This window comes from Allobosea sp. NPDC055332 (assembly GCF_053645455.1).
Genome location: NZ_JBSHMO010000001.1, coordinates 1,613,274 through 1,625,193, shown reverse-complemented (window position 1 = coordinate 1,625,193; position 11,920 = coordinate 1,613,274). Strand labels below are relative to the sequence as shown.

Sequence of the window (11,920 nt, the reverse complement as noted above, 5' to 3'; positions counted from 1 at the left end):
GCTCAGCTTGCAGCGAGCCGGTAGAGATGCACCGGCTTGCGCGGGGCGCGCTTGATCACGCCCTTGGCCTCGAGGTCGAGCTGGACGGCCTTCAGCCACCAGCCGGCCGTGGCGCCCTGCGGGAAGAGGTCATCCGGCAGGAGCGGCAACAGCGCCTCCTTCGCATCGGGCACGGTCAGCCCTGGCGCCTCGTCCGGCAGCGCGGCGAGCAATGCCTTGCGCATCGCGAGGTACTTGGCGCGGTCGACCCGCTCGGACTTGCCGGGCTTGTTGATGTTCTCGATCTCGATCTTGTCCTCAGGCATCGATCGTCCCCGCTGTGGTGATCTTCGGGTTGCGGAAGCCCATGGCGATCCAGGCGCCGAGCAGCTTGGCGTAGAAGGAGACCGTGTGGGTCCTGAGATTCGGGATGTCGGCCGGCAAAGCGGAGGCGTCGGGCAGGTCGCCGGTCATGGTCCGCAGCTCCGGCTTCGGCCGCGCGTCTTCGGGCCAGAGATGCGTGTAGAGGCTGAGCCAGTGCGCGCCCTTCATCTCCAGGAAGACCGGCGTGTTACAGCAGCTCGCGACGATGCGGCGCGAGCCGGCATCGGACTTCAGCCGGAACTCGCGCAGGGTCTCTGAGCCCGCGACGATCTCGACCCGGTCCTTGCGGTACTCGGCTGATGGCGTCGCGCCATAGGCCGTGAGGATGTCGCTGCCACCAGGCAGCTTGGCGAGCCGAGCGGCGGCGGCCCGGCAACTGTCGCACAGGCATTCCGAGACGAGGATCGGCGCTCCCCGAACCTTCAGCCGCGTATGGCCGCAGGCGCAGCCTATCGTCATGGACTGGCTCATGCGGCGCGCTCCTCGGCGATGTGGAAGAGATGGCGGATGTAGCGGTCGAGATGGTCGAGGCTTTCGCGTGCGAGATCCGGATCGTTGCCGGCCTTGGCGAGGACAAAACCGCCCTGCAGCACGGCCTGGGTGTGCCGGGCCAGGCTTTCGGCGCTCCAGCCGGCCGTGGTGATGCGGTGATCGCGGCGGGCCTGCTCGATATCGGCTTCCAGTGTCGCGGCATGGCCGAAGATGCTGCGGCCGCAGGCGTCGCGGATCTCCGGCGCGCTGGCATGGACCTCCTGCGCCAGCGTCCCGACCAGGCAGGTGAACTCGTAGAGGTCGCCAGCGATGATCGCCTTGCGGAAGGCGACGTAGGCGAGGACGCGGTCGAGGGCGTCCGCCGGCTGGTGATAGGGCGCCGCGGCGAAGAACGGCGTGACTTCCTGCGTCCAGAACTCGGCCGCGGCGACGCCGAGCGCCTCCTTGCTCTCGAAATGATGGAAGAAGGCGCCCTTGGTGACATCCGCGGCGCGGCAGAGATCGTCGACGCTGGTGGCGGCGAAGCCCTTGGCGCGGATGACGTCCCGCGCCCCTTCGAGCAGGCGGGTGCGGGCATTGCCGCGTTCGGGTGACTGTTTGGTCGGTCGTGGCATGGGTTATACATACCATTCAGTTGGTATGTTGCAACTGATTTCTCGCCGATTGCCAAGCGGTAGCCTCGACGCATTGACAAATTTTTTTGTCAATGCGAGCCTCCGGGGATGCTCGACCTTGACGTCATCGACGATCCCGCCCGCGCCGCCGTGGCGCTCGACCCGGTGAAGCGGCGGATCCTGGCCGAACTCTCCGAGCCGGCTTCGGCGGCTTCGCTCGCGGGCCGCGTCGGGCTCACCCGGCAGAAGATCAACTACCACCTGCGCGCGCTCGAAGAGCACCAGCTGGTCGCGCCGGCGGGCGAGCGGCACTGGGGCGGGCTGACCGAGCGATTGCTGGTGGCGAGCGCTGCCTCCTTCGTCGTCTCACCGGCGGCGCTGGGTTCGATCGGGGCCGATCCGGAGCGCAATCGCGACCGGCTCTCGGCGAGCTACCTGATCGCGCTGGCGGCCAGGATCGTGCGCGAGGTCGGGGTGCTCTGGCGCGAGGCCCGCCGGCAGGACAAGCGGCTGGCGACGCTCTCGCTCGACAGCGTCATCCGCTTCCGCTCAGCGGCCGAGCGCGCTGCTTTCACCCGCGAGCTGAGCGAGGCCGTAGCCGGCCTCGCTGCCCGCTATCACGACGAGAGCGCTCCCGGCGGGCGCTCGCATCGTCTCGTGGTCTGCGCCTATCCGGCGCCCGAGGCGACCCATTCCTGAAAGGATCAGAGTTATGCCGATCAAGAAGGACGGAACCGGCAAGCGCTGGGTCGAGATGGAGGTTCTCGTTCCCGGCACGCCAGAGCAGGTCTGGCAGGCGCTGGCGACCGGGCCGGGCAACACCGCCTGGTTCACCCGCACCACGATCGAGGAGCGGGTCGGCGGCAAGCTCAGCTTCAATTTCGGGCCGGAGATGAACTCGGCCGGCGAGATCAATCTCTGGGAACCGCCGCATCGCTTCGGCTACACCGAATATGAATGGGGCGAGAAGGCTCCGCCGGTCGCGACCGAGATCACCATCACCAGCCGCTCCGGCGACCAATGCCTGGTCAGGATGGTGCACTCGCTCTTCGCCTCCAGCGACGACTGGGACGACCAGATGGAAGGCTTCGAGGGCGGCTGGCCAGGCTTCTTCGCGGTGCTGCGGCTCTATCTCACGCATTTTGCCGGGAAGCAGGGCGCATCCTTCCAGGCGATGCAGGCGACCGAGGGCGAGCATCTTTCCGTCTGGAAGCGATTGACCGAGACGCTCGGCCTTGCTGGCGCCAATGTCGGCGAGCCGCGCGAGCTGAAAGCAGCGCAGGCCTTCGCCGGCACGGTCGAGCAGACCGAGCAGAACCGGAAGCAGCGGCATGTGCTGCTGCGCTCCGATGACGGCGTCGCGCTGATCGGCAGCTATGGGATGGGCGGCAAGGTCAATGTCAGCGCCTGCTTGTTCTTCTATGGCGACGATGCCGACAGGCGTGCCGCCGAGAGCGAGCCGAAATGGCAGGGTTGGCTCAAGGAAACTTTTGCGGCCGGCTGAACGTTCGCCTCAGCCCCGCTGGCTTAGCAGCCACGCCCGAACCAGCGCCGTCTGTTCGGCGTGCCGTGGCTTGCGGGCACTGACGACGTAGAAATCGAGGCCGCCGCGCATGCTCGCCATTGTCGCCAGGGCAAGGCGCCCGGCGGCGAGGTCTGGCTCGACCAGGAAGCGGCTGGCAAGCGCCACCCCCTGGCCGGCGATCGCGGCGTCGATTGCGAGCGCCGTCTGGTTGAAGCGCGTGCTCCTGATTGCCAGCGGCATAGACCGGCCGAGCGCACGCTCGAAGAACTCCGGCCAGAGATCGTGCCCGTCGCGCAGCAAGGGCAAACGCGCCAGTTCCTCCTCGGAGGGGCTCGTGCCGGGCCGGCAGACCGCGACGATCTCATGCTCGAACAGCAGGTCGGCGGTCAGGCCGGGGCCGAAAGGGGGGCGGCCCTGGCGGATGGCGATATCGACGCCATCGGATTGGAAGTTCGCCAGCGCGTCGCTGGCGAGGATGTTGAGCTCGAGCTGCGGATGGACGGCGGTGAACTCGGGCAGGCGCGGCACCAGCCATTTCGCTGCGATGCTGGGCGTCGCGCTGATCGTCAGCCGCAGGGGCTGCGGGCGCAGATTATCGGTCGCCTCGGCCAGCAAAGCGAAGGCGCGGGCGACATGGGTCGCATAGCTGCGCCCAGCGCCGGTCAAGGCGAGCAGGCGCGGCTGGCGCTCGAACAGTTTCAGGCCGAGCTCGCTCTCCAGCCCGCGGACATGCTGCGCGACAGCGCCTTGGGTGACGCCGAGCTCATCGGCCGCGGCGCGGAAATTGAGATGCCGCGCCGCCGCCTCGAAGGCGCGCAGCGCATTGAGCGAGGGCAGGCGCTGCTGCGGTTCGGTCATGCAGTAGTTTTTCTATCGATATGACGTCGGCCAACTCGCTGGCGAGTTTATGCGGGGAGTGCGAGAAAGGCGAGAATGAGCGGTGCTACTCGTAGCACCTGCACGCCCTTGGCAAAAAAGATGGAGCGTCCCATGGCAGGAGAAAAAATCGCTATTGTCACTGCCGGTGGCAGCGGCATGGGCGCCGCTGCGGCGAAGCGGCTGGCGCAGGATGGGTTCAAGCTCGCGATCCTGTCCTCTTCCGGCAAGGGCGAAGCCCTGGCCAAGGAGCTCGGCGGCTTCGGCGTCACCGGTTCGAACCAGTCGAACGATGATCTGAAGCGCCTGGTCGATGAGACGATGGCGCGCTTCGGCCGCATCGACGTGCTGGTCAACAGCGCCGGCCACGGTCCGCGCGCGCCGATCACCGAGATCACCGACGAGCAATGGCATACCGGGCTCGACGTCTACCTGATGAACGTGATCCGGCCGACCCGGCTGGTCGCGCCGGTGATGGCGGCGCAGAAGTCGGGCGCGATCATCAACATCTCGACCGCCTGGGCCTTCGAGCCTGCCGCCAACTTCCCGACCTCGGCCGTGTTCCGCGCCGGGCTCGCCGCCTATACCAAGCTCTTCGCCGACCAGTACGCGGCGCAGAACGTGCGCATGAACAATGTCCTGCCCGGCTGGATCGACTCGCTGCCGGCGACCGAGGAGCGCCGCGCCGGCGTGCCGATGCAGCGCTACGGCACCAGCGAGGAGATCGCCGCGACGATCGCCTTCCTCGCCTCGGATGGCGCCGGCTACATCACCGGCCAGAACGTGCGCGTCGACGGCGGCTTGATGCGCTCGCTCTAGAGGCGTAGCCATCGCGCCGTACGGTTTGACGAACGGAGCAGGCGCGATGGCGGGCAAGGTCGACTGGGATGCGAACCAGTATCTGCGCTTCGAGGACGAGCGGACGCGCCCGCCGCTCGACCTGATCCAGCGCGTTCGCCTTGCGGATCCGCAGCGCTGCATCGATCTCGGCTGTGGGCCGGGCAACAGCACCGAGCTGGTCGCGGCCCGCTTCCCGGGGGCGGCGGTGGAGGGCCTCGATTCCTCGCCGGACATGCTGGAGAAGGCGCGCAAGCGCCTGCCGCAGCTCTCCTTCACCTTGGCCGATCTGGAGAGCTGGTCGGCGGATGGCCGCTACGACCTGATTTTCGCCAATGCGGCGCTGCAATGGATTCCCGATCATCCGGCTCTGTTCGCGCGGCTGGCGCGATCGCTGGCGCCGGGCGGCGTGCTCGCTGTGCAGATGCCGAACAACCTCAGCGAGCCCTCGCATGTCTCGATGGACGAGGCCGCGGCCGAAGGGCCGTGGGCGGCCCGTCTCGCCAATGCGCGGGCGTCGAAGGCGGTGATCGGCTCGTTCTCGGATTACCGGCGCTGGCTGATGGAGGCTGGCTGCGAGGTCGACATCTGGCAGACGACCTATGTCCATGCGCTCGCCGGGCATGACGCGATCGTCGAGTGGTTCAAGAGCACGGGTCTGAAGCCCTATATCGACCCGCTGCCGGCCGATGAGCGCGAGGCTTTCCTCGCCAGCTATCGCGAGAAGATCGCCAAGGCTTATCCGATCGAGCCGGACGGCAAGGTGCTGCTGCGCTTCCCGCGCCTGTTCATCCTCGCGACCCGGGCATAGCGCCGGCGGTCAGTGCGATCCGGCCTTCGACTCGGCGAGCACGTCGTGCAGGACGAGCTCATGTGCCAGCGCATTGAAGGTGACATCGTCGATTTCGCCGCTCTTCAACAGCCCGCGCAAAGCCTCGCGTTCCGCTGCCAGCGCGGTATGGCGCAAGGTGCTCTCGGCCCGTTGCAACGCCACGGCCTCCTCGCGCGGTGTCTGGCCGTCGTCGAGCAGAGCGAGGCGCCGCCGATAGGTTGCGATCAGGCCTTCCGCCACCGCCTGGTCGACGGTCGCGGCGCCGTCGGTCCCGCCGCGATGAGCGACACCTTCCAATCGCGCGATCGCCGCTTCGGTCGCGGCAATCCGCGCGCGCCGCATCTCGGTGGCATGAGCGGCGCCATGGCCGGCGGCCAGGCCGCGCACGATCGGGGGCAGGCCGAAGCTGGCGATGGCGAGCCAGCACAGGATCACGCCTGCGGCCAGGAAGATCGCGACGTCGCGGCCGGGAAAGGGCGAGCCGTCGAGCGCCAGCACCGGGAATGACAGCACGCCGGCGAGCGTGACCGCGCCGCGCACGCCGGCGATCGAGCCGGCCAGCCTCGTCCGTAGCGTGGTGTGGAACTGCTCCAGGCGAAGGCGGCGGCTGACGACGCGGCTGAGTGCGATGGCCACCGTGATCCAGACAAAGCGCAGCACGATCAGGCAGAGCGTCAGCGCGATGATGATGCCGAGTGGCTGCCAGAGCCAATGCGTGTCGATGAGGGCGGGTGGAACGGTGCGGATGATCGCGGGCAATTGCAGGCCGAGCATCAGGAAGATCGCGCCGTTGAGGAGGAAGGCGAGCATCGTCCAGAACGAATGGGCGAGCATGTAGGCGGAAACGCCGAGCTGGTTCGCGGTTCGCGTGCGCCCCACAGTGAGGCCGGCGACGACGGCAGCGAGCACGCCGGAGGCGTGTACGGCCTCTGCGGCCAGGAAGGCGGCGAAGGGCAGGAACATCACGACCAGAACCTGCGCCTCCGGCGCGATCCGGTCGAACTTCGCCAGCAGCTTCAGCGCCCAGGAGACCACCATGACCGCGAGCAGGCCAGCAGCGATGCCGCCGGCGACGGCGAAGAGGAAGGCAAGCGAGGCCTGCCAGAACGAGAAGCTGCCGGTCAGGGCTGCTGCGGTGGCGAAGCGGAAGATCACCAGACCGGAGGCGTCGTTGAGCAGCGACTCGCCTTCGAGGATGTGCATCAGATTCTTCGGCACGCTCTCCTTGTCGACGATGGATGAGACGGCAACCGCATCGGTCGGCGAGAGCACGGCGGCGAGCGCGAAGGCGACCGGCAGAGGCAGCGAAGGCACCAGCCAGTGCAGAGCGAGCCCGCAGAAGAGAGTGGTGAAGAAGACCAGGCCAAAGGCCAGCGACAGGATCGGCCGCAGCAGCTTGCGGTATTCGCGCTTCGGCGCTTCCCAGGCATCGGCGAAGAGCAGCGGGGCGATGAAGAGCAGGAGGATGAGCTCTGGCTCGATCCTGGGATGGAAGCCGGCGGTCGGCCAGGCGAGCGCCGCGCCGAGCGCGATCTGGACGACGGGAAGCGGGACGATCCTGAACAGCCGGGTCAGCGGCTGCGAGGCCACCACGGCCATGACCAGGATCAGGATGAAGGTGAAAGTCTGCATGGACTGCGCGGCCGGCCCGGTTCGCTCTGGGATCGGCCGCGAGGTTTATCGTCCGGCCTCCGGTGAGCCAAGCTCACCGGAGGCCGGTGCAAGCAATTTTAGAACGCGACCTTGTCGGCGCCCTTGAGCTGGAGCTGCTCGCGGGCGTCGTCCGGCGTTGCGATCTCCAGGCCGAGGCCCTCGATGATCTTGCGGGCGGCCTTGACCTGATCGGCGTTCGACTTGGCGAGCTGGCCGGGGCCGAGCCAGAGCGAATCCTCGAGGCCGACGCGCAGGTTGCCGCCCATCGCCACCGCCATGGCTGCGATCGGCAACTGGTGGCGGCCGGCGCCGAGCACCGACCAGTGATAATCGTCGCCAAAGAGCCGGTCGGCGGTCCGCTTCATATGGGCGACGTCCTCGGGATGCGGGCCAATGCCGCCGAGCAGGCCGAAGACCGACTGGACGAAGAAGGGCGGCTTCACCAGCCCGCGATCGACGAAATGCGCCAGCGTGTAGAGATGGCCGATGTCGTAGCACTCGATCTCGAAGCGCGTGCCGTTTTCGGCGCAGGTCGTCAGGATGTTCTCGATGTCCTTGAAGGTGTTCTTGAAGACACGGTCGTTGGACCCTTCGAGATAGGGCCGCTCCCAGTCGTGCTTGAACTCCTTGAAGCGGTTCAGCATCGGGTAGAGCCCGAAATTCATCGAGCCCATGTTGAGCGAGGCGACCTCGGGCTTGAAATGGGCGCAGGGCTTGAGGCGCTCCTCGACCAGCATGGTCGGGGCGCCGCCGGTGGTGATGTTGATGACACAGTTCGAGCGCTGCTTGATCACCTTGAGGAAGGGCTCGAACGCCTCCGGCGACTGGTCGGGCTGGCCGGTCTTGGGGTTGCGGGCATGGACATGGACCAGCGCCGCGCCGGCCTCGGCTGCGCCGACGGCGGCGTCGATGATCTCGTCGGGCGTCACCGGCAGATAGGGCGACATCGAGGGGGTGTGGATCGCCCCAGTGACGGCGCAGGTGATGATGACTTTGCGGTTCTTGGCCATGCGATAGTCCTTCGCTGATCCCTAATCTTCGAAACTCACGCCGGCTTGCGCTTCGCGGCGCGCTTATGCGCCTGCAAAGCGGCGAGGCGGCTGTCGCGCCAGTCGCTCAGGCGCTTGATGCGGCTGGCGTCCTGCGCGCCGCGCCATTCGCGCATGACCTCGGCGACCGTCTCGGGCTTGAACGGATTGCCGAGCCCCTCGGAGGATTTGACCATGCGGTCGAGCGATTCCGAATAGCGTGCGCAGTAATCCGGGATCCCGCCGGGCGCATTGAGCTCGATCGTCTCGAACGGGCCCATGAACGACCAGCGCAGGCCGAGCCCGTCGCGGATGGTCTTGTCGACATCCTCGGCGCTGGCGACGCCCTCGCCGACGAGGCGGAAGGCCTCGGCCAGCAGCACCGCCTGCAGGCGGTTGAGCACGAAGCCGGGCTTTTCCTTGCGCAAGGTGATGGCGACCTGGCCGGCCTGCTCATAGATGCGCTTGGCCTTGGCGACGACCTTGGGATCGGTCCAGGGCGCCGGCGCGAGCTCGACGATCGGCACCAGATGCGGCGGGTTGACCGGGTGGGCGACGAGGCAGCGGGCCCGGCCCTTCAGGGTCTCCGAGAAGGTCGAGGCCATGATGAAGGAGGTCGAGGAGGCCAGGATCGTGGAGGCCGGCGCGAGCGCATCCATCTGCGCGAAGAGTTCGCGCTTGGCCTCGACCGTCTCCGGCCCGTTCTCCTGTACCAGCGCGACGCCCTTCAGCGCGTCGGCAAGGTCTTTTGCGACGCGGATGCGGGCGAGCGAGCCCTGGGGATCATCGACGAGACCGTGGCCAGCGAGTTCCTTGAGGTTCTTGCCGATATGGGTGCGGGCGGCCTTGGCGGCCTCCGGCTTCACATCGTGCAGCGCGACCTCGAAGCCATGGCTGGCGAAGACGGTGGCCCAGGCGCGGCCGATCAGGCCCGAGCCGACGATGGCGATCTTGGTCATCAGGGAAGGTCTCGGCTGGTGTGGTAGGGCGCGGGGAACCCCTCTCCTGGAAGGAGAGGGGCAGGGGTGAGGTGTTCGGGAGAGTGATCTCTAGCTTGAACGCGGCCGCGCGGTGAGCGCTCGCGGAACTGGTTGAGCCGCCAACACCTCACCCTGCCCTCTCCTTCCAGGAGAGGGTTCCCCGTGCTTCTATTGTCTCGCGTATTGCCCATCACAGCCACAGCACCTGCCGCCGCAGCGCAAGGTCCTGGCTCAGCGCCCGCGAGGGGCCGATATAAGTGACCTGGCCACGCTCGAGCACCACGGTGCGGTCGGAGAGGGCCAGCGCCAGGTCGAGATGGTGGTCGACGATGACGATGGCGATCTCCTTGCGCAGCTTGTCGAAGGCTTCGAACAATTCCTCGACCACGGCCGGCGCCAGGCCCTCGAACGGCTCGTCGAGCAGCAGCACTTTGGTGTCGCCGGAGAGGGCGCGCGCGACCGCGACCATCTGCTGCTCGCCGCCGGAGAGATAGTCGGCCGGCGACTGCCAGCGCTCCCGAATGCGCGGGAAGAAGGCGAAGATCTTCTCGTCTTCCCAATGGGTGCCGTTGCCGGTGCGGCGGCGCAGGCGGCCGAGCTCCATATTGTCCTTGACGCTCATGCCGGCGAAGAGGCCGCGCCCCTGCGGGACATAGGCGATGCCGGCGCGGGCGATCTGGGCCGGGGGCAGGCGGGCGATGTCGCTGCCGGCGAGGCTGATCGCGCCTGAGGCGGGTGGGGCGATGCCGGTGATGGTCTTGAGCAGGGTCGACTTGCCGGCACCGTTGCGGCCGAGCAGGGCGACGATCTCGTTCTCGTGCACGCCGAAGCTGACCTGCCGCAGGATGTGGCTCTTGCCGTAGAAGGTGTCGACGTTGTCGAGACCGAGCAGCACCTTGTCGCCGGCGGCGCTCTCACGCGGCTTCTCGGCCAGCGCATGGGCGCCGGAGCCGATATAGACCTCCTGGACCTTGGGCGAGGATCGGGCGTCCTCGACCGTGCCGTCGACCAGCACCGAGCCCTCGTTCATCACCGTGACATGGTCGGCGATGGCGAAGACGCGGTCGATGTCGTGCTCGACCAGCAGCACCGGCAGGTCAGTCGAGATCGACTTGATCAGGTTGCCGACGCGCTCACGCTCGGCCGCGGCGAGGCCGGCGAGCGGCTCGTCGAGCAGGAGCACGCGCGGGCTGGTGGCGAGGGCGAGGCTCATGTCGAGCAGGCGCTGGCCGCCATAGCTGAGCGAGCCGGCCTCGGCTTGCTCGATGCCGGAGAGACCCATGGTCGAGATGACCTGGCGGGTCTCGTCATTGACCTGATCGAGGCCGCCCGCCGCCTGCCAGAGGCCGAAGCGCTCAGGCGCCCGCGCCTGCACGGCGAGACGGACATTCTCGGCGACGGAAAGCGCCGGGAAGAGGTTGGTGATCTGGAAGGCGCGGCCGATGCCGGCCCTCGTGATCGCCTCGGGCGAGAGGCCGGCGATGTCGCGCTCGCGCAGGCGAACTTCGCCGCGGTCGGGTGAGAACATGCCGGAGATCAGGTTGAAGGCGGTGGTCTTGCCGGCGCCGTTCGGGCCGATCAGCGCATGCAGCTTGCGGTCGCGCATGGCGATATCGACGTTCTCGACCGCCTTGATGCCGCCGAAGCTCTTGGCGAGGCCGGTCGCGGTCAGGATCGTGCCGTCGCCGGCGTCCTTCGGCTTCATGAAGGCGGGGAGTTCGACCGCGCCGGCCTTGCGGGCCGACATCGCCGCATCCTCCGCGGCCCGCTTGCGGAAGGGCTTGAGCAGGCGCTGACCGACGCCGACGAGCCCGTCCGGCGAGAAGACGATGAAGGCGACGAAGAGCAGACCGAACCAGAACAGCCAGTTCTCGGTGACGCTGGAGAGATAGTCACGGAAGACGACGAAGAAGAGCGCGCCCAGCGCCGGTCCGAGGAAGGAGCGCATGCCGCCGATCACGACCATCGCCAGCAACTCGCCGGAGAAGGCGACCGAGATCGGCTCGGCCGAGGTCATGCGGTTGTTGAAGAGCAGGAGCGTGCCGGCAAGGCCGGTCAGCGCCGCCGAAACGGTGAAGGCGACGAGCTTGTAGCGTGTGGTGGCATAGCCGAGGAAGCGGGCGCGCTGCTCGTTCTCGCGGATGGCGACGAGGACGGTGCCGACCGGCGAGCGATGGAAGCGCCAGAGGCCGTAGACCACGGCGAAGCCGATGGTCGCCACCAGCATGTAGAAGGGCAGGGCGGTCTCGAAATCGATGCCGGCGAAGAGCGGGCGCTTGATGCCGCCCAGGCCATCCTCGCCGCCGGTGACCGAGGTCCAGCGGAAGGCGACCGAATAGATCATGGCGGCGAGCGCCAGCGTCAGCAGCGAGAAATAGACGCCGCGGCGGCGCAGGATCAGGGCGCCGAAGGCAAACGCGATGACAACGACGAGCGCGACCGCGAGCAGGATCGGCAAGGCGAACTGGCCGGGCAGCCAGTTGCGCTGGATCAGGCCGGCGGCATAGGCGGCGATGCCGAACCAGGCGCCATGGCCGAAGGAGACGAGGCCCGTCGTGCCGACCAGCACGTTGAGCGCCATGCAGGCGATGGCGAAGACGACGACCTCGGTGGCCGAGGTGGTGCCGAGCCCGACCGCGTGCATCAGCGAGGGCAGCAGGCTAAGGCCGATGGCGGCGAGGACGAGCGGGAGATAGTCGCGCTGGGAGCTGGTCATGTCG

The 11,920-nt window shown here is 67.7% G+C and carries 12 protein-coding genes; 4 read left to right on the top strand and 8 right to left on the bottom strand.

The window, feature by feature from the left end; genetic code table 11:
• Positions 1 to 2: 2 nt before the first annotated feature.
• The 3 genes from ACWIGM_RS08280 to ACWIGM_RS08270 are packed head-to-tail and all read right to left on the bottom strand — an operon-like array spanning position 3 to position 1,469.
• A complete protein-coding gene (locus ACWIGM_RS08280) occupies positions 3 to 305 on the bottom strand; it encodes a DUF6958 family protein (protein ID WP_454025406.1) in 303 nt (100 codons plus the stop codon).
• Positions 298 to 834 (bottom strand): GFA family protein, encoded by a 537-nt coding sequence (locus ACWIGM_RS08275; protein ID WP_454025405.1) that lies wholly within the window; start codon positions 832 to 834, stop codon positions 298 to 300. The genes ACWIGM_RS08280 and ACWIGM_RS08275 overlap by 8 nt, the downstream gene beginning before the upstream one ends.
• Positions 831 to 1,469, bottom strand: a complete 639-nt coding sequence (locus ACWIGM_RS08270) for a TetR/AcrR family transcriptional regulator (RefSeq protein ID WP_454025404.1) — start codon at positions 1,467 to 1,469, stop codon at positions 831 to 833. The genes ACWIGM_RS08275 and ACWIGM_RS08270 overlap by 4 nt, the downstream gene beginning before the upstream one ends.
• Before the next feature lie 108 nt (positions 1,470 to 1,577).
• Here ACWIGM_RS08270 and ACWIGM_RS08265 point away from each other — a divergent pair, with 108 nt between their 5' ends.
• Both ACWIGM_RS08265 and ACWIGM_RS08260 read left to right on the top strand, forming a co-directional pair.
• Positions 1,578 to 2,168, top strand: coding sequence for an ArsR/SmtB family transcription factor (locus tag ACWIGM_RS08265; RefSeq protein ID WP_454025403.1), 591 nt, complete (start codon positions 1,578 to 1,580; stop codon positions 2,166 to 2,168).
• Between the two features lie 13 nt (positions 2,169 to 2,181).
• Positions 2,182 to 2,973 carry an SRPBCC family protein gene (locus ACWIGM_RS08260; protein ID WP_454025402.1) on the top strand — a complete coding sequence of 264 codons (792 nt, stop codon included), beginning with the start codon at positions 2,182 to 2,184 and terminating at the stop codon, positions 2,971 to 2,973.
• A 9-nt stretch (positions 2,974 to 2,982) separates the two neighbouring features.
• Here the strand turns inward: ACWIGM_RS08260 and ACWIGM_RS08255 are convergent, their stop codons facing one another.
• Positions 2,983 to 3,852 (bottom strand): LysR substrate-binding domain-containing protein, encoded by an 870-nt coding sequence (locus ACWIGM_RS08255; protein ID WP_454025401.1) that lies wholly within the window; start codon positions 3,850 to 3,852, stop codon positions 2,983 to 2,985.
• Positions 3,853 to 3,984: 132 nt separating this feature from the next.
• Here ACWIGM_RS08255 and ACWIGM_RS08250 point away from each other — a divergent pair, with 132 nt between their 5' ends.
• Together ACWIGM_RS08250 and tam are read left to right on the top strand one after the other, a co-directional pair.
• Complete coding sequence (locus ACWIGM_RS08250; protein WP_454025400.1) at positions 3,985 to 4,689, top strand: SDR family oxidoreductase; 705 nt, start codon at positions 3,985 to 3,987, stop codon at positions 4,687 to 4,689.
• Between the two features lie 46 nt (positions 4,690 to 4,735).
• Positions 4,736 to 5,518 (top strand): trans-aconitate 2-methyltransferase, encoded by a 783-nt coding sequence (tam, locus tag ACWIGM_RS08245; protein WP_454025399.1) that lies wholly within the window; start codon positions 4,736 to 4,738, stop codon positions 5,516 to 5,518.
• A 9-nt stretch (positions 5,519 to 5,527) separates the two neighbouring features.
• Here the strand turns inward: tam and ACWIGM_RS08240 are convergent, their stop codons facing one another.
• The 4 genes from ACWIGM_RS08240 to ACWIGM_RS08225 form a co-directional block, all read right to left on the bottom strand.
• Entirely contained in the window at positions 5,528 to 7,171 is a 1,644-nt protein-coding gene (locus ACWIGM_RS08240; RefSeq protein WP_454025398.1) for a Na+/H+ antiporter, read from the bottom strand.
• A gap of 98 nt (positions 7,172 to 7,269) precedes the next feature.
• Positions 7,270 to 8,202: a 3,5-dioxohexanoate:acetyl-CoA acetone transferase gene (kce, locus tag ACWIGM_RS08235; protein WP_454025397.1), complete on the bottom strand. Its 933-nt coding sequence runs from the start codon at positions 8,200 to 8,202 to the stop codon at positions 7,270 to 7,272.
• A 35-nt stretch (positions 8,203 to 8,237) separates the two neighbouring features.
• Positions 8,238 to 9,179: a 3-hydroxyacyl-CoA dehydrogenase gene (locus ACWIGM_RS08230; protein ID WP_454025396.1), complete on the bottom strand. Its 942-nt coding sequence runs from the start codon at positions 9,177 to 9,179 to the stop codon at positions 8,238 to 8,240.
• A 211-nt stretch (positions 9,180 to 9,390) separates the two neighbouring features.
• Complete coding sequence (locus ACWIGM_RS08225) at positions 9,391 to 11,916, bottom strand: branched-chain amino acid ABC transporter ATP-binding protein/permease (RefSeq protein ID WP_454025395.1); 2,526 nt, start codon at positions 11,914 to 11,916, stop codon at positions 9,391 to 9,393.
• Between the last annotated feature and the right edge of the window lie 4 nt (positions 11,917 to 11,920).